General features: G+C 67.0%; 15 protein-coding genes. 11 read left to right on the top strand and 4 right to left on the bottom strand.

The features are described 5' to 3' along the window. The first annotated feature begins 277 nt into the window (after nucleotides 1-277). The 8 genes from LWC34_RS32570 (at nucleotide 278) to LWC34_RS32535 (ending at nucleotide 15,916) form a co-directional block, all read left to right on the top strand. Nucleotides 278-1,174 (top strand): IS5 family transposase, encoded by an 897-nt coding sequence (locus LWC34_RS32570; RefSeq protein WP_233726357.1) that lies wholly within the window; start codon nucleotides 278-280, stop codon nucleotides 1,172-1,174. Nucleotides 1,175-1,355: 181 nt separating this feature from the next. Further along, entirely contained in the window at nucleotides 1,356-1,757 is a 402-nt protein-coding gene (locus tag LWC34_RS32565) for a single-stranded DNA-binding protein (protein ID WP_233729117.1), read from the top strand. 75 nt (nucleotides 1,758-1,832) lie between these two features. After that, a complete protein-coding gene (gene ettA / locus LWC34_RS32560; protein WP_233729116.1) occupies nucleotides 1,833-3,509 on the top strand; it encodes an energy-dependent translational throttle protein EttA in 1,677 nt (558 codons plus the stop codon). Nucleotides 3,510-3,518: 9 nt separating this feature from the next. Beyond that, nucleotides 3,519-9,383: a diguanylate cyclase domain-containing protein gene (locus LWC34_RS32555; protein WP_233729115.1), complete on the top strand. Its 5,865-nt coding sequence runs from the start codon at nucleotides 3,519-3,521 to the stop codon at nucleotides 9,381-9,383. Nucleotides 9,384-9,524: 141 nt separating this feature from the next. Further along, complete coding sequence (locus LWC34_RS32550) at nucleotides 9,525-14,498, top strand: NAD-glutamate dehydrogenase (RefSeq protein WP_233729114.1); 4,974 nt, start codon at nucleotides 9,525-9,527, stop codon at nucleotides 14,496-14,498. Between the two features lie 21 nt (nucleotides 14,499-14,519). Continuing rightward, nucleotides 14,520-14,945: an acyl-CoA thioesterase gene (locus LWC34_RS32545; protein ID WP_233729113.1), complete on the top strand. Its 426-nt coding sequence runs from the start codon at nucleotides 14,520-14,522 to the stop codon at nucleotides 14,943-14,945. Beyond that, a complete protein-coding gene (locus LWC34_RS32540) occupies nucleotides 14,946-15,596 on the top strand; it encodes a DUF8010 domain-containing protein (RefSeq protein ID WP_233729112.1) in 651 nt (216 codons plus the stop codon). A 59-nt stretch (nucleotides 15,597-15,655) separates the two neighbouring features. Next, nucleotides 15,656-15,916: a hypothetical protein gene (locus LWC34_RS32535; RefSeq protein ID WP_233729111.1), complete on the top strand. Its 261-nt coding sequence runs from the start codon at nucleotides 15,656-15,658 to the stop codon at nucleotides 15,914-15,916. Here the strand turns inward: LWC34_RS32535 and LWC34_RS32530 are convergent. The 3 genes from LWC34_RS32530 to LWC34_RS32520 all read right to left on the bottom strand — a co-directional run bounded on the left by LWC34_RS32530 (nucleotide 15,913) and on the right by LWC34_RS32520 (nucleotide 18,888). Further along, nucleotides 15,913-17,457, bottom strand: a complete 1,545-nt coding sequence (locus tag LWC34_RS32530) for a glycoside hydrolase family 13 protein (protein WP_233729110.1) — start codon at nucleotides 17,455-17,457, stop codon at nucleotides 15,913-15,915. The two genes, LWC34_RS32535 and LWC34_RS32530, sit on opposite strands and share 4 nt — an antisense overlap. A gap of 72 nt (nucleotides 17,458-17,529) precedes the next feature. Beyond that, complete coding sequence (locus LWC34_RS32525; protein WP_233729109.1) at nucleotides 17,530-17,913, bottom strand: globin; 384 nt, start codon at nucleotides 17,911-17,913, stop codon at nucleotides 17,530-17,532. A 12-nt stretch (nucleotides 17,914-17,925) separates the two neighbouring features. Next, nucleotides 17,926-18,888 carry a mechanosensitive ion channel family protein gene (locus LWC34_RS32520; RefSeq protein ID WP_233729108.1) on the bottom strand — a complete coding sequence of 321 codons (963 nt, stop codon included), beginning with the start codon at nucleotides 18,886-18,888 and terminating at the stop codon, nucleotides 17,926-17,928. 269 nt (nucleotides 18,889-19,157) lie between these two features. On the opposite strand from LWC34_RS32520, the gene LWC34_RS32515 reads away from it, so the two are divergent. From LWC34_RS32515 to LWC34_RS32500, 3 genes are all read left to right on the top strand, one after another. Then, nucleotides 19,158-19,736 (top strand): HNH endonuclease, encoded by a 579-nt coding sequence (locus tag LWC34_RS32515; RefSeq protein WP_372496743.1) that lies wholly within the window; start codon nucleotides 19,158-19,160, stop codon nucleotides 19,734-19,736. A gap of 958 nt (nucleotides 19,737-20,694) precedes the next feature. Then, nucleotides 20,695-20,946, top strand: a complete 252-nt coding sequence (ctaJ, locus tag LWC34_RS32505; protein WP_233729106.1) for an aa3-type cytochrome oxidase subunit CtaJ — start codon at nucleotides 20,695-20,697, stop codon at nucleotides 20,944-20,946. Next, nucleotides 20,933-21,430 (top strand): DUF5130 family protein, encoded by a 498-nt coding sequence (locus LWC34_RS32500; protein ID WP_233729105.1) that lies wholly within the window; start codon nucleotides 20,933-20,935, stop codon nucleotides 21,428-21,430. The genes ctaJ and LWC34_RS32500 overlap by 14 nt, the downstream gene beginning before the upstream one ends. Nucleotides 21,431-21,512: 82 nt before the next feature. On the opposite strand, the gene pepN is transcribed toward LWC34_RS32500, so the two are convergent. Continuing rightward, a complete protein-coding gene (gene pepN, locus LWC34_RS32495) occupies nucleotides 21,513-24,077 on the bottom strand; it encodes an aminopeptidase N (protein ID WP_233729104.1) in 2,565 nt (854 codons plus the stop codon). Between the last annotated feature and the right edge of the window lie 73 nt (nucleotides 24,078-24,150).

Genomic DNA, 24,150 nt, shown 5'->3' with positions numbered 1-24,150 from the left:
AACCTCGTCGAGCAACCGCCCTGGGCTCCCTGAACGCCCAGCATCACCCATGAATCAGCAAGGCCCAGGTCCTCGCCTGCCATCACTCGGTGACAACCAACCCGCAAACCACCCTAATTCAGCGGCCTCCTAGGCCGTGTTTCAAAGCTGGGAGCTGGTGCGTTGCTGGGTGATCGCTGTCGCGGCGTGTCGTTGATCGAATAGGCGAGGTCTCGGGGTAGATCGATTCTCGACCAAGACAATCGATGACACCGGAGACCTCGTGGCCACCCTAGCGGTGACGGGGCGAGCGGACTTGACTGACGCTCAGTGGGCCGTGCTGGCAGTGCTGTTGCCCGTTGGACGTAAGCCTGGTCGCCCGCCGAAATGGACGAAACGACAGCTCATCGACGGGATTCGGTGGCGGATCCGGGTTGGTGCACCGTGGCGGGATGTGCCACCGGCGTATGGCTCGTGGCAGACCGTGTACGGGTTGTTCCGGCGTTGGCAGCGCGCCGGAGTGTGGCAGCGCATCCTGACCGCGTTGCAGGCCATCGCGGACGCCGAGGGCGAGATCGTCTGGGATGTGAGCGTCGATTCCACGGTCGCGCGGGCGCATCAGCATGCTGCAGGTGCGCGGACAAGAGGCGATCTGCAGGCCGAACCGCCGAGCACCGAGACCGGTGGCGCCGAGCCGGACGATCACGGGCTGGGCCGCTCACGAGGTGGGTGGACCACCAAGGTGCACCTGGCCTGTGAGCAGGGCCGCAAGCTGCTGTCATTGGTGGTCACCGCGGGCCAGCGTGGCGACAGCCCGCAGTTCATGGCGGTGCTCGGCCGGATCCGGGTACCCCGTCTGGGTCCGGGACGGGCGCGCACCCGCCCCGACCGGGTGCTGGCGGACAAGGCCTACAGCTCGAAGGGCAATCGGGCCTATCTGCGGCGACGTGGGATCACCGCAGTCATCCCGGTCAAGGACGACCAGGCCGCCCACCGCCGCAAGAAGGGCTCGCGAGGTGGGCGGCCACCGGCATTCGACCCACAGGCCTACAAGCGGCGGCATGCCGTGGAGTGCGGCATCAGCCAACTCAAACAGCACCGGGCCGTGGCCACGCGCTACGACAAGCTGGCCGTGCGCTACGAAGCGACCATCCACATCGCTGCGATCAACATCTGGCTACGACCGCACTTATGAAACACGGCCTAGCCCCCTACCACACCCGGCCGACAATCCCCCAAAAAAGAAGCTCCCCAACCCCCACCTATCCACATCCGCGACCAGTCCACAGCCAAGCCAGCCAACCCCTGTCGCCCAAACCCCCGCGAAGGCAAGCTGGCATCACGCCCAAAAACCAGCGTGAACAAGGAGAAATCCGATGGCGTGGAACGAAACCAAGGCGACGTTGACCGGCCGGATCTGCACCGACGTGCGGGTGTACAACGCCGACGACGAGGAGCGGGTGTTCGCTGTCTTCAGCGTCGCGACCAACGAACGTAAGTTCGACAAGGAAACCAACGCGTGGGTGCGCGGCCGCGAGCTGTTCATGAAGGTCAAATGCTTCCGGCGACTAGCTGGATCCGTCGCGGCGACCTTTGTCAAGGGTGACCCCGTCGTGGTGACCGGAAAGCTGTACACGAACAAGTGGGAGAAGGACGGCCAGACCCGCTCGGAGCTGGAGATGGAAGCCAGCGCGATGGGCCCGGACCTGACCTTTTGCAAGATCGTGTTGCTCCGCGACGAGCGGTCCGGCATGCCGATCGAGACGGTGGCGGCATGACACTGATCGTCACTTCAGCCCCGTACACGGCAGTCGCGGTAATCGGCGTGTACGGACCGCTCTACGATCGCGGGCATGGCGGAGTTCATCTACACCATGAGGAAGGTGCGCAAGGCGCACGGGGACAAGGTCATCCTGGAAGACGCGAGCATCTCGTTCTACCCGGGTGCCAAGATCGGCGTGGTCGGTCCGAACGGGGCAGGCAAGTCGACCGTCCTGCGGATCATGGCGGGACTGGACCAGCCGAACAACGGCGATGCCATTCTCTCGCCGGGCTACTCGGTCGGCATGCTGCAGCAGGAGCCCCCGCTCAACGAGGACAAGACCGTTCTTGGCAACGTCCAGGAGGGCCTCGGCGAGGTCAAGCAGCAGCTGGACCGCTTCAACGAGATCGCCGAGCTGATGGCGACGGACTACTCCGACGAGCTGATGGAGGAGATGGGCAAGCTGCAGGAGGCCCTGGACCACGCGGACGCGTGGGACCTGGACTCGCAGCTGGAGCAGGCGATGGACGCCCTGCGCTGCCCGCCGCCGGACGCCGACGTCAAGGTGCTCTCCGGTGGCGAGCGCAGGCGAGTCGCGCTCTGCAAGCTGCTGCTGTCCAAGCCCGACCTGCTGCTGCTCGACGAGCCAACCAACCACCTGGACGCCGAGAGCGTGCTGTGGCTCGAGCAGCACCTCGCCTCCTACGCGGGCGCGATCCTCGCCGTGACCCACGACCGGTATTTCCTCGACAACGTCGCGCAGTGGATTCTCGAGCTGGACCGTGGCCGCACCCACGGTTACGAGGGCAACTACTCCGCGTACCTGGAGAAGAAGGCTGAACGGCTTGCCGTGCAAGGCAAGAAGGACGCGAAGCTGCAGAAGCGCCTCAAGGAGGAGCTCGCGTGGGTTCGCTCCAACGCCAAGGCGCGGCAGACCAAGTCCAAGGCCCGTCTCGAGCGGTACGAGGAGATGGCGGCCGAGGCTGAGAAGACCCGCAAGCTCGACTTCGAGGAGATCCAGATCCCGCCTGGCCCGCGTCTGGGCAGTGTGGTGGTCCAGGTCAACGACCTCAAGAAGGGCTTCGGCGACCGCACCCTGATCGACGGTCTCACGTTCGACCTGCCGCGCAACGGCATCGTCGGCGTGATCGGCCCGAACGGCGTCGGCAAGACCACGCTGTTCAAGACCATTGTCGGCCTTGAGCAGCCGGACAGCGGTACCGTCAAGATCGGCGAGACCGTGAAACTGTCCTACGTGGACCAGAACCGAGCCGGCATCGACCCCAAGAAGAACGTGTGGGAGGTCGTGTCTGGCGGGCTGGACTACATCCACGTCGGCCAGGTCGAGATGCCGTCCCGCGCGTACGTCAGTGCGTTCGGGTTCAAGGGAGCGGACCAGCAGAAGCCCGCGGGCGTGCTGTCCGGTGGCGAGCGCAACCGGCTCAACCTCGCGCTGACCCTCAAGCTGGGTGGCAACCTGATCCTGCTCGACGAGCCGACGAACGACCTGGACGTGGAGACCCTCGGTTCGCTGGAGAACGCGCTTGAGCAGTTCCCCGGCTGCGCCGTGGTCATCTCCCACGACCGGTGGTTCCTCGACCGCGTGGCCACCCACATCCTGGCGTGGGAGGGCACCGACAAGGACCCGAGCAAGTGGTTCTGGTTCGAAGGCAACTTCGAAGGCTACGAGAAGAACAAGATCGACCGGCTTGGCGCGGAAGCGGCCAGGCCACACCGGGTCACGTACCGCAAGCTGACCCGGGACTAGGTCGCATCGGTGACAGCGGGCAGAAAGGGAACTTGGTCGGACGGCGGAACGGACGGCGAACTGCTCGCCGGAACCGCCGACCGGTTGAGGTGGCGCGCACCCGAGCTCACCTTGGTCTTCGCACGGCAGGCGGCGACGCATGCCGACGAGGCCAAGGACCGCTCGCTTGCGTTGCGCGCCAATGCCCTGATGGTCGCTGCCCTGGTGCGCCTCGGCAAACACGCCGAGGCCGTTGAGCCTGCTGTCGCCGCCCTGCGCGAAGCCGAGACCGCCGGTGATCGTGACCTCGCCGGGTCGGTCCGGGTCGACCTTGCGGCCAGTACCCGCGCGGTCGGGCTGACCGGAAGTGCTTTTGTCCTAGTCCGTCCCATGCTGGAAGGAAGTGATACCCGCCCCGCGGTGCGGGCAGGTGCGCTCGCCGAGATCGTCGGTGGCCTCGCGCAAGCCGGGCGGCTCGACGTCATCGACGAGGTGCTTTCGGAAGCCGACCGTCTGTACGCCGCCGACGAGATGCTGAGTGGCGACGTCCGGCGGATCATGCGAGCCCTGCTGTACGCACGGATCGCGTCATTCCGCCGCCGGTGGGGCAACGCCACCGGAGCGGTCGCGGCGGCCACGGAAGGCTTGACCCTGCTCGACGGCTTGTCCGATCCGGGAACGGATTCCGGGCAGGCGCGGGCAGAGCTGGGCCTTGAGATGGTCAGCGCGCTGCTGGACGCCGGTGAGGAGGCCGCCGCGGTCGGCCAAGCCGATCAGACGTTGTCCCAGCCGGTGCGGGCGACGTCAGCTGCTGCGATCGGGCGGCTGATGCTCATCCTCGCCACGCGCGTGCATTTCCCAGCCGGACGAGCCAGGGAAGCACACGCGCTGCTCGCGGAGATAGTGCGCGTCGCACGCAGACACGAACTGGACGGACTGCTCGCCGATGTCCTGACATCGCTTGCACACGCCCAGGAAGCCGACGGAGACCTGACCGACGCCCTGAACTCGCTGCGTTCAGCACGGGCAGCTGAACAACGCAGGCTCCGGGCCGACACCTTGGCTCGCCTGATCGTCCTCGAGGAACTCGGTGCGGGCACAAGGCTGCCCGACGACACAGAGTCCCTGCTCCGCCGCGTGGTGCGGACCCCGGCCAGGTCCATCCCGGAAGCGGCAGGAACAGAGCTGAGCGCCCGCGAGGCCGCCAGCCGCGAAATGTCCGGCAGGGAACTCGCCGGCCGAGGAATCGGCCCAGGCCCACGACCCCGTCCAACCCGGGGCGCGGGTACCTACGACAGTGTCGGCTACGAACGCACAGGCCAAGGCACAGAAGGCTACGACGCGGCCGCCACCGCGAGCCAGGACTACGACGCGGCGGCAAGCCAGTCAGCCAGCGAGGGCTACGGACTGGCCTCCCAGGGCTACAGCGTGACCTACGACCTGGAGGGCTACCCAACTCTGACCACAACAGCTGGCTACGACCTGGCAGCCAGCCTCGGCCTGAACGACGACGCGGACAGCGGCACCGCGGGCCGACGCGGACGCTCGATCGCGAGCACGGGCGAGACCGCGGGCACGGGCACGGGTGCGGGCGTGGGATTCGGGAGTGGGGCAGGGATAGCGGGAGGGGGAGGGGAGGGGGGCGGGGGCGGGGCCCCTGGAACCTCTGGGTTGGCCGCCAGCGGGTCGGGCGGCAGCAGCATGGGGCGCAGCGGTACCCACGACCTTCTCGGGCGGGAGCTTGCCGGATGGGAGATGGTTGCCAGGGAAAGGGCAGCCATGGACCTCGCTGGGCAGACCCGCGCCGGATCCGACCTCGTCGACGCCGACCGCGCCGCGCCCGAGTGGGCCGGTGCCGATCCGGCTGCCGTCGACCGCGTCGTCGGACGTGCTGCCGTCGACCGCGCGGCCGTGGACATGCACGCCGAGGACTCCGAGCCCGTTGACATGGCGGAGACAGTCGAGTCCGAATCGGAGTGGGCCGCCACCGCCGTCGCCGGAAGCACCAGTGAGCAGTCCAGCCGCCCGAAGGGCAGGCGGGCCGCTGACTCGGACAAACCGAAGTGGCCGGACGCGTCGCAGAACGAGCGTGACGAGGAAACCGGCCTGCTCAACCGGCAGGGTTTGCGGCGCAGGCTGGCCGCGGCCCGTCGACAGGCCCGGCCGACCGCGCTCACGCTGGTCCGGCTCGAGCCGAGCGGGGACGAACCTGAACCTGAGCCGCGCAGGAAAGACCCCGACAGCACAGACCGGTTCAGCGCGGCCCTAATCAAGGCCATCGACACCGCGGGCGTCGGCCGGATACCGCCGGAGATCGATCCGGACGTGCTGACCTCGCTGGCCGATCATGTCCGCGACATGGCGCCGCGCGATGCCGAACTGGCCAGGCCGGAGGAAGGTGAGCTCGCAGTGCTGTTGCCCGATACGACACGGGATGAAGCCGAGCAGTTCGCTGCCACCCTGCGCGAGACGGTGTCCACTTCGGACTGGGATGTCGAGGATCCCGCGCGGGGCGTCAACGTCAGCACCGGCGTGGCGCAATACCAGGAAGGCACGAGCGAGGACGCGTTGCTGAGCGCCGCACGTGAGGCCCTGACCCATAACGAGCAGGAACACGACCAGCCGGACTGGCAGTCCGTCGAGCCGCTCTACGACCTTCCGCCAGAAGACAGTGGCTACACGTTCATCCAGGAGTACGCCGGGCTGTCGAGTGACGTCGCGGACCCGGAGATGGCCGAGTACCTGGCTGGCTTCCCGTTACCGGACTACGGCAGCCAGTGGCCGGCTGCCGATGAACGAGGAATGCCACAGGACGACAGCGTTGACGCCGAAGGCGGCCGTTCAGTGCTCGATAGGCTGGATATCAGTCGCGGCAGCGGCGGCCGTCGACGCGCGCCGGACGCGTTCAAAGCGGACCAGCTATCCGAATACGACCAGTACGCGATCGACCAACCAATGAAGACTTACAGCAGCACCGGCGACGAGATCCTGGCCGCGGCGGAGGAAGGCGAGCGCGCCTCCATCCCACAGCCGCCCGACCCGGACGAGATCCCCACCCCACCGGACAGTCCAGAGGTTCCGATCCCGCCCGACCCGGACGTGGAACCCCAGCCTGGCCGTCGCAGGCGCCCGACAGAACCGGACGAGCCAGCCGAAGACCCGGAGCACAGGCCAAACCCACGCCCACGGTTTCCAATCGGACCGGACATCCCCGCCCCGGACGACCCAGACGCCGACCCAGACCCACAGCGCCGCAGATGGACATCGGAGCTGGATCCGGAGAACCCCAGGGCCCGTCGCCGCGCCCTGCCACGCGACCCATCCCGTCGCGCGACAGAACCGGACGACAATCCGGAAACAACCGGCCGCCGCCGAATGCCGGACGCGAACGAAACAGAAACCCCGGCAGCCAGCACGAGGCCAGGCGAGTCGACGGGCCGACGGCGCATGCCGGAACCCTTCGAGGAACCCGAGCTCTCCACCAGGATCGAAGCCCCGAAGCCGGAAGTCGGCCAAACCACCGGCCGCCGCCGGATGCCAGAGTGGCCAAACGAAAGCGAAAGCGAACCCGAAAACCCCGAAAGTCGGAGGGCGCAAGGAGAATCGACGGGTCGTCGGCGCATGCCAGACATATGGCCGACCGAGCCAGAGCCAACAGGCCGTCGACGCATGCCCGAACAAGAACCGGAGCCTGGGCGGCGACGCAAGCCAGAACCATTGCCGGAAAAAGAACCGGAAAAAGAGTCTGTCGGACGCGAAACGCCAAGCGCCCCAGAGCGAACAGGCCGCCGCTGGAAGCCCGACGCGCAGGATCCAGGTGACCCCGGCAGTCGCCGGAACCCCGATGTGGCAGATCTGGCTGGCCTAGGCGTCGGCCGGAAGCCCGCCTCGGAAGACCTAGGTGACCTGGGTAGTCGGCGGAATTCGGATCTGCGGGACCTGGCCGGCGTTAGTGGCCGGGGCAAGCCCGATCCAGAAGACCTGGCTGGCCTCGGTGGTCGGGGTGGCCCCGATGTGAAGGACGTGGCTGGCTTTGGTGGTCGGCGGAAGTCTGACGCGGATGACGCGGTTGGCTTTGGTGGTCGGCGGAAGCCCGACCCGGATGACCTAGCTGGCCGGGGAAAGTCCGATTTGGATGACTTGGCTGCTCTCGGTGGTCGCCGGAAATCTGACGCGGAGGCCCCGTCCGACGGCGGCCGTCGGCGGAAGCCTGACGCGGAGGACGTGGCTGACTTCGGTCTTCGCTGGAAACCAACGGAGCCAAGCGGTCCGGGTGAATCCGAAGGACACAGTGGACCCTCGGGTAACGCGTTCCCGGAGGCGTCCACGGGCCGCCGACGGATGCCGGAATCGCTTCGCTCGCAAGGTGGCTCGCTCGATGTGCCGGGTGACCATGAAATGCCGCGTCGCCGCGGGATGCCAGACCAGGCGTCAAGCGGAGCCGTAGACCGCCGCGAGATGCCGCTGCCAAGCGACACTGCTGGTGGCCGGGAAGTGTCGGGGCCGAGTGGCACTGTTGGTGGCTGGGAAGTGTCGTCGGTGGGCGATCCCGTTGGTGGCCTGGAGATGCTGTCCTCGGGCGATACAGCTGGGCGTCGCGAGATCCCGCCGCACAGCGAGTCCGCTGGTCGTCGAAGGATGCCGCAGCCACAAGGCGGCGAGGAGGAGCCGACTGGATCGCGGCCGCCTGAATCACGCGCCATCGGCGAGAAAACTCGGCCGAACATTTCCGAATCCCTTGGCCTGGACGCGATCCTCGGTGAGACGAGTTTCGGCTCACCGGATGCTTGGGGGACACGTGCCCAACGCTCGCACCCCGGATACCCCGGTGCGGAATCGGTTTCGGATGAGGTAGCTGGCAGGCGGACGCATGGTCCGGACATAAGCCACGAGCGGTCTGCCGAGTCGCCCGGCATGGATGCGACGTCGAGTGGTGCGCCCCGGGCCCAGACCGATCGCGGCCGCCGAGGCGACCTTGAGGCCGACCAACAGGTAGACACTGGCGGTCGATTCGCTGGGCCGGAAACGGTCTCGAATGAGCTTGTGCGTGAATCGCTTGGGCTCGAAGCGATTCTCGGCGAGGACACCGCCAGGAACGCGCCCACCACACGCATATCTCGCGGCCGGTCCGACGCCTCCTCTGTGCGAGATGCCATTCTGGGGTTGGCGGGTTCTGGTGAGTCCTCTGTGGATCGTGTTGGAGAGGAGACTCGGCCGGGGCGCCGTCGGGCGTCGGAGCCAGATACCGCCGCTCCCGCTCCGCCGCCGCAGCGACAACAGCCTGCCGCCGCGGTGCCTTCTGCCGCTGCTTTGCCTCCTGAGCAGTCTGGTCCTGTCGACGTCGCGCGCCCCGCGGTTTTCTCTTTGGGGCCCGAGGGTTTGTCGCGGCGCCCCTCTCCTTCGGGAGCTGCCACCGGGGTGGCCTCGGACGCTGGCACCGAAAAAGCCACAGGCACCCAAAAAGCTACAGGTAGTGAAAAAGCCATCGGCACTGAGAAAGCTACGGGCGAAGACGCTGTCACCGAATCGGGTGTCAGCAAGAACACTGAACCGGTCGAGAAAACGATTCAGCCGGACGAATCTTCCATGGCACGTCGGCTTTCTTCTTCAGGTGTCGACGAATTGTCCAAGCGGCGACTGACCGAGGGACGTCCGGAAAGGCCGAGGCGGCGTACCGAACGGGCCGCTGATGAGGCTGGTGATGACCGGCCCAGCCGCCTTCGGCGCCGTGAACGGACCGATTTGAAGTTGGCCGATTTGCTCGCTGAAGCCCTTGTGGCGTACCAGTCGTCGACTTCTGATGCCCCTGATGAGGACGTTCTGTCCGCATATGAGGGGCTTGAGGCGGCAACCGGTGAGGACACCGACCGCCACCGCGGTGAAACCGGCTATTGAAGCCCCCTAAATCATCATCAAGTCCCACTGGTGGTTGCATGGGTTGGATGCGCGGCCAACTAGGGTTAGGTCGCAGCTGGCACAACAACTGGCACAACGACGTGCCGCACACGGTGCCGACGAGCGCGGAGCCTGGAGAACATGACCTCGACTGGAGTCCAGTCCCATCCGAACACCGTCGCGGCAAGGGCAGCCGCCATGGCCAGCCCTGAGCAGATCAGGGACGAGCTGGTGGCGCAGGCCGCGGGATCGGCCCCCGAGATCGCCGACTTGATCCGGCTCTACTACCGCTATGTGCCACCGGAGGAAGTCATCGACTTCGCTCCCGGCGACCTGGTCGGTGCCGTTCGCGCGCACCTTGACCTCGCGGCGAAGCGGGTGCCTGGGCGTCCGGTGATCCGGCCGATCAACCCGACGGCTGAGACGGATGGCTGGTCAACCACTTCGACCGTCATCCAGATTGTCACCGACGACATGCCGTACCTCGTCGAATCTGTCAGCGCCGAGCTGGTTCGCAGTGGCGTGCAGGTTCAGCGTGTCGTGCACCCCATCGTCGTGGTGCGCAGGGATGTCGCGGGCACCCTGCGCGAGGTCCTGCCGACCGCCGACCCGGGCGAGCCGCCCGCGGACGCGCTGGTCGAATCGTGGATGTACATCGAGATCGACCTGGTCACGGACCCGGATCGCGGCCGTGCGATCGCCACCGGGCTGTACTCGGTGCTCAACGATGTGCGTGAGGTCGTCGAAGACGCCGCCAAGATGGCTGGGCAGGCGCGCCACCTCGCGGACCAACTGGAAGCCGACCCGCCGCCGCTGGAGGACACCGACGTCAGCGACGGGATCTCGTTGCTGCGCTGGCTGTCCCAAGGTCATTTCACGTTCCTTGGTTACCGGCAGTACGAGCTGGTCCAGGGCGACGGTGACCCCGCGCTGAAGGCAGTGCTCGCGACCGGTCTCGGAGTCCTGAGGCAAGACAGTCTCGCGGCACGCAGCCTGACCGCGGGACCTGACTCGATTGTCGCGTCCGCGTTGGCGCCGAAGCTGCTTGTGCTCACCGAGGCGAGTGCTCCGTCCACTGTGCACCGTTCGGTATATCCGTACTACGTCGGCGTGAAGACGTTCGACGCGGACGGCCAGGTCACTGGCGAGCACCGGTTCCTCGGTGTGTTCACCACGGCCGCGTTGCACGAGAACGTGCTGGACATCCCTGTGGTCGAGCGCCGCGTGCGTGAGGTGATCCACGAGGCCGGGTTCCCGTTGGAGTCGTACTCCGGTCAGCGGATGCTCGAAGTCATCCAGAACTGGCCGCGTGCCGAGCTGTTCTCGTCCACCGCGGAATCGTTGTACGCCACCGCGACCGGCGTTATCGCGCTCGCTGACAGACGCAGGCTGCGGCTGTTTCTCCGCCGCGACCCGTACGGCCGCTTCTTCTCGTGCTTTGTGTTCCTACCGCGTGACCGGTACACCACGACGACCCGGCTGGCCATGCAGGAAGTCCTGCTGGCCGAGCTGAACGGCTCGAACCTGGAGTACAACGCGCGCATCGGCGAGTTCTCCCTCGCCCAGGTCTACTTCACCGTGCACACTGATCCGCAGCACCAGCAGCAGATCGAGCCGGACGTGCCGCGTATCCAGGAGAAGCTCACCGCGGCCATCCGCAGCTGGGAAGACCGGATGGCCGAGGCCGTGGTCGCCGAGCAGCGGGAGAAGACCGGCAACGGCGCCACCGGCGTGGTGTCGATCGGCACCGAGTCCGCTTCGCAGCAGGGCCAGCGCCTCGCGGGCGTCTTCCCCGAGGCGTACAAGGAGGACTTCAGCGCTTCGGAGGCGTTGCACGACCTGCGCAGGCTCCAGGCCCTCGAGAACGAGGGCGACATGGACATCCGGTTCTATGTCCCCGAGCATGCGGAGCCGGGGGAGCGGCGCCTGAAGCTGTACCTGTGCGGCGAGGGCGTGACCTTGTCGCAGGTGCTGCCGGTGTTGACGGCCATGGGCGTCGAGGTGATCGACGAACGGCCGTACGAGCTGCGCAACGACGGCGGCATGGCCTGGTGGATCTACGACTTCGGCCTGCGACTGGATCCGTCGATGCTGGCCGACCGGACCGACGAGGACCTTGAGCTGGCCAGGACCCAGTTCCAGGACGCCTTCGCGGCTGCTTGGCGCGGCGAGGCCGAGGTCGACCGGTTCAACTCGCTGGTGCTGCGCGCGGGCGTCAGCTGGCGGCAGGCGACGATCCTGCGGGCGTACTCGCGTTATCTGCGGCAGGCCAGCACGCCGTTCAGCCAGGACTACATCGAGGACACCGTCCTGCGGCACACCGATGTCGCGACGGCCCTGGTCAAGCTGTTCGAATGCCGGTTCGACGTCACGACCGACGAGCAGACCAGGCTCGCGAGCCTGAAGACCCAGGTCGACGAGATCACCCAGATGATCGACGAGGTCACCAGCCTCGACGAGGACCGCATCCTGCGCAGTCTGCTCATGCTGATCAACGCGACCCTGCGCACGAACTACATGGTCACCGACGCTGACGGCAACGCGCGGCCGTACCTGGCGTTGAAGATGGACCCGCGTGCGGTGCCCGAGCTGCCGCAGCCACGGCCGCGGTTCGAGATCTTCGTGTACTCGCCGCGCGTCGAGGGCGTGCATCTGCGGTTCGGGCCGGTCGCCCGAGGCGGCCTGCGTTGGTCCGACCGCCGCGAGGACTTCCGGACCGAGATCCTCGGCCTGGTCAAGGCACAGGCCGTGAAGAACGCCGTGATCGTGCCGGTCGGCGCGAAGGGCGGGTTCGTGGTCAAGCGGCCACCTGCCGCCTCCGGTGACCCGGGCTTGGACCGTCAGGCGCAGCTCAACGAGGGCATCGCGTGCTACCGCATGTTCATCTCCGGGTTGCTGGACCTGACCGACAACCTCGAAGCGGGCAAGACGATCCCGGCGCCGCAGGTCGCGCGCTACGACAGCGACGACAGCTACCTCGTGGTCGCGGCGGACAAGGGCACGGCGACGTTCTCCGACATCGCCAACGAGGTCGCCAAGGACTACGGCTTCTGGCTCGGCGACGCGTTCGCCTCCGGCGGCTCGGTCGGCTACGACCACAAGGCCATGGGCATCACCGCGCGCGGCGCGTGGGAGAGCGTCAAGCGCAACTTCCGTGAGCTGGGCGTGGACACGCAGACCCAGGACTTCACGGTCGTCGGTGTCGGCGACATGTCCGGCGACGTGTTCGGCAACGGGATGCTGCTGTCCGAGCACATCCGCCTGGTCGCCGCGTTCGACCACCGGCACATCTTCATCGACCCGAACCCGGACGCGGCCACGTCGTTCGCCGAGCGCCGCCGGATGTTCGACCTGCCGCGGTCCTCGTGGGACGACTACGACCGGTCGTTGATCAGCAAGGGCGGCGGGATCTGGCCGCGCAGCGTCAAGTCGATCCCGCTCAGCGCGGAGATCGTCGAGGTGCTCGGCCTGCCCGAGGGCACGGCGAAGCTCACGCCCTTCGAGCTGATGAAGGCGATCCTGCTGGCACCGGTGGACCTGCTGTGGAACGGCGGCATCGGCACGTACGTCAAGGCCGCCACCGAGTCGCACGGCGACGTCGGCGACAAGGCCAACGACGCGATCCGCGTCAACGGCGCCGACCTGCGCGTGAAGGTCGTCGGTGAGGGCGGCAACCTCGGCCTGACCCAGCGCGGCCGGATCGAGTTCGCGCGCTCCGGCGGCAAAGTCAATACCGACGCGCTGGACAACTCGGCCGGGGTGGATTGCTCCGACCACGAGGTCAACATCAAGATCATGCTCGACCATCTGGTCACCAGCGGGAAGCTGACCGAGCAGCAGCGCAACGACCTGCTCGCTGAAATGACCGACGAGGTCGGTGACCTGGTCCTGGCCGACAACTACCGCCAGAACGCCGTGATGGGTGTCAGCCGGGCGCACGCCACGCCGATGCTGTCGGTGCACGCCCGTCTGGTCGCTGAGTTCGCTGAGCACCACGGGCTGGACCGGGAGCTTGAGGCGCTGCCGACCGCCCAAAGGTTCAAGGAGATGGAGAAGGCGGGCCTCGGTCTGACTTCGCCGGAACTGGCCACGCTGCTCGCGCACGTCAAGCTCAGCCTCAAGGAAGAGCTGCTGGCCAGCGAACTGCCCAGCCAGGGCGTGTTCGCCAGCCGGTTGACCGACTACTTCCCGAGTCAGCTGCGTGAACGGTTCGGTGACGCGATCGCGGCGCACCCGCTCAGCCGTGAGATCACCACGACCGTGCTGGCCAACGAGGTCATCGATGGCGCCGGGATCACGTACCCGTTCCGGCTCGCCGAGGAGATCCACGCGTCCGCGACCGACGCGGTCCGTGCGTTCACGGTGGTGACCCGCGTGTACGACCTGCCGTCGATCTGGCGGGAGATCGACGCGCTGGACAACCAGATCCCGACCGAGATCGCCGACAAGATGGTCCTGGAGACTCGGCGGCTGCTCGACCGGGCCTCACGCTGGCTGCTGTCCAACCGGCCGCAGCCGCTCGCGGTCGGCGCGGAGATCAACCGGTTCTCCCGGGTGGTCAAGGTGATCGCGCCCAAGGTCGGCGACTTGCTGCGTGGCCAGGCCAAGCAAGCGGTCGAGCACGACACCGCTGAGCTGGTCAAGCACGGCGTGCCCGAGGCGTTGGCTGGGCGGATCGCCGCCCTGCTGGACGCGTACGGCCTGCTGGACGTGATCGAGGTGGCCGAGCTCGCCGAGCGCGAGGCCGGGATGGACATGGAACGCAGCCCGCTCGAGACTGCGGAGCTGTACTACGCCATGGCCGACCACCTGGACGTCGACCAAGTGCTGACGTTCATCAGCGGCCTCGAACGCGGCAACCGCTGGCATGCTTTGGCACGACTGGCGTTGCGGGACGACGTGTACTCGTCGTTGCGCTCGATCACGCTGGACGCCTTGCAGCACAGCGACCCGGGCCAGAGCGCGCAGCAGAAGATCGAGAACTGGGAGAAGGCGAACGCGTCGCGGCTGGCGCGGGCCCGTACGGCGCTCGACGAACTGCGGCACTGGGCCGGCCGGATGGACCTCGCGATGCTGTCGGTCGCCGCACGCCAGATCCGCAGCATGATTCGCTGAGTTCGTTCGGGAGGTTCCGCGGTGGGTGTGTACTACGCGACGGTCTGGCCGAGGTGGTCCGATATGGACTCCTACCGGCACGTCAACCACGCGCAGACGATCACGCTGCTCGAGGAGGCCAGGCTCCAGCTGCTGTACGGCGAGGGCGCGCGGCACGGCGCGGGCATGGTCGACGGCGGGCTGGTCGTGGCACGGCTGGAAGCGGTGTACCACGCACCGCTTTTCGTCAACGGCAACCCGTTCCGCGTAGCCCTGTCGATCACGCGGATGCGGGTCGCGGACTTCACCATCCACCAGGAAGTCCACTGTGGACCATCGGAGGACGACAAGGTGGGCGTCGTCGCCGACGTCACCCTGGCGCCGTACGATCTAGAAAACGAGAGGCCCCGGCGCCTGACCGACGCCGAACGGGATTTCCTTGCTGGCTGGCGGTCCGGGGGAGACTAGGTGTCCGAGCTGACTTTCGGTGACTCGCACGAGCGGGACGACCTTGGCGCGTTCGTCGCAAGGGCGGTCCGGCTTGACGCCGACTCGGTTGTGCGACTGAAAGCCCGAACTAGCGGCACCACTGGTGAAGACCTGATCGACGCCTGGGTGGCGACGCCGTTCGACGTGCTCGCCACACGCACTGTCCGTGGGCAGATGAAGCCGGACGACGTGACCGTCTCGGCCAACGACCTGCTGGCCGCCTTGGCGATCGTGCGCGGCGACACGGTCGACCCTGGCCTGCCGCGTGATCTGATGTGGCGTTCGGCCCTGCCGCCCGGGCAGGGCTGGCAGGTCATCGACCAGTTGCCCGCCGAGGTCGTGTCCTCGCTCGCGGACCGTGGCCTCACGGTGGCGCGCGAGAACCCTGGCCCGCACGGCACGCCACCCGCGTCGCTGTTGGACCAGACCGTGCTGACGGTCAGCAGCGACGGCATGGAGATCAAGGTGCCGTTGCGGTGCCTGTTCGCCATGTCCGGCATGGGCTTCCTCGGCAATGAAGGACCCGACGACCGCGTCCGCGTGACCGCGACCGACTCATGGCTGCGCATTGACGCCCGCTTCGGAGCCGTAGTGCGACGGCGTCACGCGCTGCTGCCACTCTTGGTTTGATACAGCTCGTTTGACTCTTGTAAGGAGCATCCGGGTCGCTCAGGGTGCATGCTGTCGATATGAGCGAAGACGACAAGCCTGCTGAGGACGCGTTAGCCAAGGAATGGCTCGCGGAGACGTTCCCAGAGCCCGAGCCGTGGCCAGAGCCGCGCCCGGCCGCTCCGGAACAGCAGCCGTACGTCGTGCAGAACAAGCACTCCAGGTTCGGTGACGGCCTGCGCGGCGCAGCGGCGCTCGCGGCAGGCTTGTACGTCTACGACGCCGTCACCGACGACTCATCCGACGCCCCCGACATCGGCGGCGACTTCAGCGCGTCCTAAACCAGCCATACAGCGGCGTCGGGCGGCAACTGGCCGTCCACGAGAGGCTCGCTGGCCAGCAGCAGCTCGCCCGGAGGAATCGGCACCGGCGCCGACGAGGTGTTCAACGCGCAGATCAACCCGCCGCCCTTGCGGCGGAACGCGAAGCACCCGGCGGGCGCGCCGTACCACTCGACCACTGCCCCGCCGAACGCCGGATGGGACTTGCGGAGCTCGATCGCGTGCCGGTACAGCGACAGCGTCGAGTCCTCGTCCTCCAGCTGAGCCTCGACCGTCAACGACGCCCACTCCAACGGCATCGGCAGCCACGTGTTCGCGGTTGTGGAGAACCCGTACGGCGGCTCTGTGCCTTCCCACGGAACGGGAATGCGGCTCCCGTCGCGGCCACGCCTGGTGTGCCCGGACCGCTTCCATACCGGGTCCTGCAACGCCCACTCAGGCAACTCGACGGTCGGCAGCCCAAGCTCTTCGCCGTTGTAGATGTACAAGGCTCCCGGCAAAGCGAACTCGACCAACGTCATCGCCCGCGCGCGCCGCAACCCGAGTTCACCGTCGCCATAACGCGTCACGTGGCGAACGACGTCATGGTTGGACAGCGTCCAAGTGGGCGTGCTGTCCGCGGCCGCGTGCAACGAGGACTCGATGGCCAGCCGCACGGCGTCGGCGTCGAAATCTGCTTCCACCAGACGGAAGTTGAAGCCGAGGTGTAGCTCGTCCGGCCGCAGATAGTGGGCGAACCGTTCGTCGCCCTTCACCCAGATCTCGCCGATGGCCATCGTGTTCGGGTAGCCGTCGAGGACCTTGCGGATCATCCGGTGGACTTCGTGCACGCCGTCGTTGTCGAACCGAGGGTCGACCGCGTTGTCGTGCAGCCCGGTGCCCTCTTCCCGCGGAGCCATGTCGGGCAACGACTCCGGCTTGGCCATGCCGTGCGCCACGTCGATGCGGAACCCGTCGATCCCGCGGTCGAGCCAGAACCGCAGGGTGCGCTCAAGGTCCGCGGAGACCTCGGGGTTGGCCCAGTTCAGGTCCGGCTGTTCTGGGGCGAACAGGTGCAGATACCAGTCACCGTCCGGTAATTGGCTCCACGCCGACCCACCGAAGATGCTCGTCCAGTTGTTCGGCGGATACGCGCCTTGGCGGAACCAGTAGCGGTCGCGCTCCGGCGAACCCGGCCCTGCCTCGACCGCCGCGACGAACCACGGGTGCTGATCGCTGGTGTGGTTGGGTACCAGGTCGATCGTCACCCGGATGCCGCGCTCGTGTGCCTCGGCCACCAGCAGGTCGAACTTCTCCAGATCACCGAAAACCGGGTCGACGTCACGCGGATTGGCCACGTCGTAGCCGTGATCGGCCATCGGCGAGGTGAAGAACGGGGTCAGCCACAACGCGTCGACACCGAGCAGTTCGAGATAGCCAAGCCGCGACCGGACCCCGTCGAGATCACCGACCCCGTCGCCATCGGAATCGGCGAACGATCTGACGTAGACCTGGTAGAAAACGGCGTGCTGCCACCAGGGTCCGTCGGCGTTTGTTGGCACGGTGGGTCATCCTGCCATCGTGGTGGGGTGGTCTGGGCTGGAAACGGCTATCCGTTCGGCTGGGCTTGAGTTTCAGACCCAGCTGTTGAGCAGACTGTTCGCGGCCATTTCCAGGTAGTCCCACAGTTGCTTGCGGTGTTCCTCGGACAACCCTGCCTCATCGACCGCGATTCGCATGCACCGCAACCACGCGTCTCGCTGCAACGGGCCGACCTGGAACGGCGCGTGCCGCATCCGCAACCGCGGGTGACCGCGGTTCTCCGAATACGTGTGCGGTCCGCCCCAGTACTGCATCAGGAACAACCGCAGCCGCTCCTCGGCCGGGCCGAGGTCCTCCTCCGGATAGAGCGGCCGGAGGATCTCGTCCTTGGCCACCTCGGCGTAGAACCTCGCGACGATCCGATGGAAGGTCTCTTCGCCGCCGACGGCCTGATAAAAACTCTGCGCCTGCGTCACGCCACCATTGTCCTACTTCTGTGGATAGAGGCGGCCAAGGGGAGGCTCGATCCCTGCCTCTTCCAACGCTGGAATGATCCGGGCGCGCAACGCGCGCTGCACGGCCCACTGCCGACCGGCACGGACTTTCACCGTCAGTCGCACGGTGATGCTCTCCGGTGTGACTTTGTCCACACCAAGAAGCTCCGGTGGTTCCAGCACGTCATCGGACACCGGTTCACCCGCGACCTCGTCGTCCACGATCCGCTTGATCACGTCGGTCGCGGCCTCGATGTCGGTGCTGTAGGCCAGCGGGATGTCGACGACGGCGACCGCGAAACCCTGGCTGGAGTTGCCGACCCGGAGGATCTCGCCGTTGCGGACGTACCAGACCGTGCCGTTCACGTCACGCAACGTGGTGACACGCAAGCCAACGGACTCAATGGTTCCGGTGGCAGGCCCGACATCCACGATGTCGCCGACGCCGTACTGGTCCTCGAGCATCATGAACACGCCGGACAGGAAGTCCTTGACCAGGTTCTGCGCGCCGAAACCGATCGCGACACCGACGATGCCCGCCGAGGCGATGATCGGCCCGAGGTTGATCCCGATCTCACCCAAGATCAAGATGAACGCCAGGCCGTACACCAGGAACGACACCAGCGACTTCATCACCGAGCCGATGGTCTGCGCCCGCTGCTGGCGCCGCTCGGACACCAGCGCGCCGACTGCCTGGGGCGCACGCTCCTTGAGCGGCTTCAGCAGGCGCGGGGTCTTTCCGTTGCCAGCACCACGGGCCAGCCGGTCGATTGTGCGCCGCGCCACAAAACGGATGACGAACGCCACGACCAGGATGATCAGGATGCGCAGAGGTGCCTTGGCCAGCCAGTCCACCGCGCCGGAAAGCCAGACGTTCCCGGTCATGTCAAACACCGTACGACACAGCGTGCCGACGTTGTTCACGCAGGTAGGAGGCTGTAAGCCGAGTGTGTTCATCGGTCCGATCTTGTGATGGGGGACGAGGGCACGCCGCAAGGCTAAGGCGGCCGCGTTCAACGCTCGTTCACGGGGGTTTTGACGAACCGGGACGTGACACGTATGTCAACACACGTGCGCGAGGGGTGTGGTTTGTGGTCGACTATGCCTTGCACCCCGGTGGAGGTGGTCGCGTGCCCGACCGAAAACCGACTCCGATAAGCGACGCGAAACTCGGTGCACCCGGCACCGGGAGCGCGTCGCTGACAGTGCTGCCTACGCAACTGCCAGTGGCGGAGCAGCATTCGGCGTCGACAGTAGCCACAGGGCCACCTGCGCCCACGGTCCCGGTTTGGGGCCGTCGCAGGGTCCTGTTACTCAATGCCACGTTCGAGCCGCTCACGGCCCTGCCACTACGGCGAGCCGTGGTGCTCGTCGTCTGTGGCAAAGCTGAGGTCGTGCACGGTGATCCAACCGGAATCGTGATGCATTCCGCCACGTCCAGCGTGGAGATCCCGTCGGTGATCAGGCTCAGCAACTACGTGCGCGTGCCCTATCGAGGACGCGTGCCGTTGACAAGAGCAGGCTTGATGCACCGTGACCGCTACAGGTGCGCTTACTGTGGCGGTCGGGCGGAAACTATAGATCATGTTGTGCCGCGCAGCCGTGGAGGTCCCCACACATGGCAGAACTGTGTGGCCAGCTGCGCGAAGTGCAATCACAAAAAGGCCGACAAGCTGCTCAGCGAGCTGGGGTGGCGCCTGCGGGTAGTACCCGCGGCGCCACGCGGACCGCACTGGCGCCTGTTGGCCGGGGTTGCCGACGCCGATCCGCTATGGCTGCCCTACCTGGGCGAGCCCGCCGCTTAGCAGCGGGAAGTCTCAGGACGTAACGCGCGTACCCGCGGTGACACGAGTCCCGCGGGTTACGCGAGTGCCCCGGGTAACTCGGGTGCCGCTCGTGACGCGCGTTCCTTGGCGCGTCACTCGGGTTCCGGCTGTGACGCGGGTGCCTTCACGCGTCACCCGGGTTCCTTCACGGGTCACGCGAGTGCCTGACGTCACGCGTGTGCCGCGCGTCACACGCGTGCCCCGGGTGACCCTGGTGCCACAGGTGACCCGCGTACCTTCTGCTTCCGAGCAGGCGGTCACCCTGGTTCCGCGGGTGACCCGCGTGCCGCGAGTGACCCTCGTACCTGCCGTGACTCGAGTTCCCTCGGCGAAGCCGTCACACAGTGCAGCGAAAAGAGCGTCGACTGTCGCCTGATCGGGGGTCGGCATCGTGGTCATGTCGGGGCCTCCTCGTGACTCAAACGTGAGAAGTAGTGCTTCGAGCGGGGTCCGCAAGGTCCGTACAGGTGAAAGTTATGGGTCGGCCGAAAAAGTTGCAAGCCGTCAAGAGAGTCCAACCGTTCGGTTTGGACTCGATGCGGCCGTTCGCCACCACAGACTCCGCCGGGCGCGGGACATACTCGGCAGTCACATGGCGCATAAGCCTTACCAAGGCCGCAGGACAGGCGACTGTCCGAAGTCGGAACGCTCCCAATGAGTGACACATGCTCGTCCCGCGTCGGCTGGTCGTGTCACCTGAGGTCCGATGCGTGACACGCAGCCATCTCGCCTCACACGGTCGTGTCACCTGGGAACCGACTGACCGCGATGCTCGTTGCCGAATTCGGAAGGCGTGTGGGGGCGGCGCTGCGAGCGATCGCGGCGACGGTCCTGGACTGGCGGGCCCAGCGTGTCCTTGCTGGACCATCGGGCCGGGCCTTGCTGGACTACCGGGCCCAACGCGCCCTTGTGGAGCAAGGTCAGATACCTTTAGCGCGTGAGCCCGGTCGAGACAGTTCTCGTCTTCGTCGTGATCCCGGCGGCCATCTATGGCGTCGTGGCATTGCTGACGTTGCGCGAGCGTGCCGCAAAGACCCCGAGGTACCGCCCAGGACAGGACTGGGACTACCCAGCTGTCTGGTGGACGGCCAACCCGGCAGGCGCGGCGCAGCCAGCGCACTCGACGGACGAGGAAGACACCGCGCAGCACGCGCGGACCGCTTGGGGAGGTGCCCGTGGCAGCTGGTGAGGTCGTCAAGGCCGGACCGGTCATCGACGAGTCGCAGCTTCCGGAGGGCACGGTGGTCACCGCCACCGGCCGGATCTCCGCGGCCAAGGCCTACGAACTGGCGACGCCCTCGTTGCCGTTCACGCCGGCCCAACTGTCCCGGTTGGACGAAGCGCTGACCCTGGCCTCCCGTGCCAGCGGCCTGTCCTTCAGCGTCTACCTCGGACCGCTTGGCGAGGGCAAGATCGCGGACACCCGTGGCGAAGCCGAGCGGCTGCACGCGTCCACGCAGGACCCCAACCACGCCGCGCTGATCGCCGTGTCGCCCGCGCAGCGTGTGGTCGAGATCGTGACCGGTGAGGAAGCGTCCCGGCGCCTGCCTGACCGTGGCCTCAAGCTGGTCGTGATGGCCCTTGTCGCGTCTTTCAAGGAAGGCGACCTGGTCGGCGGTCTGGTCAGTGGCCTGCGGATGCTGGCCGACCAGGCGGGCACCCCAGCCCACTAAACCGACCAGGCGGGCATCCCAGTCCGCTGAGGAACTTCTGCGAAAGCTTCAGGGCCGCCCACGGGCGGCCCTGAAGCTTTTCTCATGCCTGCTGGTCGAATTCCCGTGCGGCCAGGGCACGCACGATGCCCGCGCGGCCCTCGGACACCAGGCGCCGCAATGCGGGCGGACGCTCCTGCGCCAGCCACGCGTCTGCGGCCTCGACCGTGCTGCGGTCGACCTTCCACGCCGGGAACAGGCCGAGCACCATGGACTGCGCCCGTTCGCTGGAGCGCCGGTCCCACACGCTGGCCACGTCCTCGAAGTACTTCTCGGCATAGGACGCGATCAGCTGCTTCTGGCCGGGGTGCGAGAACCCGGAGATGATCGCCTCGTTGATCGCGTTCGGCAGGTCGTCGTCGTGCACGGCCCGCTGCCAGGCCTCCTCTTTGGACTCCGCGGTCGGCCGCAATGCCAGCGCGCGCTCCGCGTGCCGCTTGCCGGTGGCGGTCGAGTCACGCTCCAGCTCGGACGCCACCTCGTCCGCGCCCGCGGCACCGTGGGCGACCAAAGTGGTCAGCAGCCGCCAGCGCTGGTCGGTGTCCACGACCAAGCCCGGCAACGGTGCCGATCCATCGAGCCAGCCACGGATCAACGCGACCTTCGAGTCGTCCAGCACCGAAGAAGCCAGGGCGGCGACAAACCCGAGCTGGTAGTCCGAACCCGGCTCGGCCGAGCGCACCAGCTCGACCAGGCGGTCGGTGAACAGCTGCCATCCCTGCGGCGCCCAAGCCGGGTCGGCGTACGAGGACAAAGCGGTCTGAGCCTGCAGCAGAAGCCGTTGCACGACACCGATCTCGGTCTCCGCGGCCACTCCGCTGACCACCAGCTGGACGAAGTCACGGGCCTTCAGCTCGGCCTCACGCGTCATCTCCCACGCCGCGGACCAGCACAGCGTGCGCGGCAGCGGCTCGGCGATGTCGGCGATCCGGTCGATCAGGGTTTCCAGCGAGCCTGGGTCGAGCCGCATCGTGCAGTAGCTCAGGTCGTCGTCGTTGACCAGCACCAGCTTGCCGCGCGGGACCCCGGCGAGCTCGGGGATCTCGGTACGCGGGCCGTCCACGTCGACCTCGACCCGCTTTGTCCGCACGATCTTGCCGTCCACGTCGTCGTACACGCCGATCGCGACCCGGTGCGTGCGCAGTTCGCCCGCGCCTGGCTTCGCGCCGCCCTGTGTGATCGCGAACTCGGTGAACTTGCCGTCCGCGTCGAGGGAGAACGACGGGCTGAGCGAGTTCAGGCCGGTCGTCTCCAGCCACTGGGCGCTCCACCACGACAGGTCACGCCCGGACGCCTCTTCCAACGCGCCCAACAAGTCCGCGAGGGTCGCGTTGCCCCACGCGTGCTTGTCGAAGTAGACCCGCAGGCCGGACAGGAAGTTGTCCTCGCCGACGTACGCGACGAGCTGCTTGAGCACCGACGCGCCCTTGGCGTACGTGATGCCGTCGAAGTTGACCTCGACCGCTTCGACGTCGGCGATGTCCGCGGCGACCGGGTGCGTGGACGGCAGCTGGTCCTGCCGGTAGGCCCAGGACTTCTCGATGTTGGCGAAGCTGGTCCACGCGTGCTTGTACTCGGTCGCCTGTGCCTGAGCGAACACCGAGGCGAAGGTCGCGAACGACTCGTTCAGCCACAGGTCGTCCCACCAGCGCATGGTCACCAGGTCGCCGAACCACATGTGCGCCATCTCGTGCAGCAGCGTCTCGTTGCGACGCTCGTAGAGGTAGCGGGTGACGCGGCTACGGAAGACGTAGTCCTCAAGGAAGGTCACGCAGCCCGCGTTCTCCATCGCGCCCGCGTTGAACTCCGGCACGAACGCCTGGTCGTACTTGCCGAACGGGTACCGGACGCCGAAGTTCTTGTGGTAGAAGGCAAAACCCTGCTTGGTCTCCTCGAACAGCCGCTCGACGTCCAGGTGCTCGGCCAGCGACGCGCGGCAGTACAAGCCCAGGGGGATGTCCGGCTGGCCCGGCTCGCTGTAGGCGTCACGCCATTCCGCGTACGGGCCCGCGACCAGCGCCACCAGGTAGGTGGACATCGGTTTCGTGGTCTCGAAGATCCGCGTCACCGCGCCGGTCGAAATCTCCTCGGTGGCCTCGATGGCCGAGTTGGAGACGATCTTCCAGTCCGCGGGCGCGGTGACCGTCATCTGGTACACCGACTTGATGTCGGGCTGGTCGAAGCACGTGAACACGCGCTTGGCGTCCGCGGTCTCGAACTGCGTGTACAGGTAGACACCGTTGTCGACCGGGTCGACGAACCGGTGCAGGCCCTCGCCGGTGTTCATGTATCTGCACTGCGCCTCGACGACGAGCTCGTTGGTCTCCGCCAGGTTCGGCAGCTTTATCCCGTTTGCCTCGTCATAGTCTGATACGTCCAGTTCGACGCCGTTGAGCACGGCGCGCTGGACCGACTCGGCGACGATGTCGATCCACGTGTCCGCGCCTGCCTTGCGGCTGCGGAACTTCACGGTCGTCTGCGAGGTGAAGGTGTTCTCCCCAGGCTGCCCCGACCCGTCGGTCAGGTCCACCGCTATCGCGTAGGAGTCGACCTCGACCAGCTCGGCGCGCTGCTGGGCTTGGGCACGGGTCAGGTTGGGGGCGGCCACTGATCACCTCAGGTTCGGCTGGTAGTTGACAACGGTATCCAATCACGCCTTGCGGGAAGATGTAGACGGCCGA

It is taken from the genome of Kibdelosporangium philippinense (genome assembly GCF_021390435.2).
Classification (GTDB): domain Bacteria; phylum Actinomycetota; class Actinomycetes; order Mycobacteriales; family Pseudonocardiaceae; genus Kibdelosporangium; species Kibdelosporangium philippinense.
Note: the sequence above shows the minus strand (reverse complement) of the source record. Positions and strands in the feature narration are given on the sequence as shown.

Coding starts and splice junctions, on each gene's coding strand:
- LWC34_RS32550 (WP_233729114.1), top strand. CDS start 9,525: ATGACCTCGACTGGAGTCCAGTCCCATCCGAACACCGTCGCGGCAAGG.
- LWC34_RS32565 (WP_233729117.1), top strand. CDS start 1,356: ATGGCGTGGAACGAAACCAAGGCGACGTTGACCGGCCGGATCTGCACC.
- LWC34_RS32520 (WP_233729108.1), bottom strand. CDS start 18,888: ATGAACACACTCGGCTTACAGCCTCCTACCTGCGTGAACAACGTCGGC.
- ettA (WP_233729116.1), top strand. CDS start 1,833: ATGGCGGAGTTCATCTACACCATGAGGAAGGTGCGCAAGGCGCACGGG.
- LWC34_RS32535 (WP_233729111.1), top strand. CDS start 15,656: ATGAGCGAAGACGACAAGCCTGCTGAGGACGCGTTAGCCAAGGAATGG.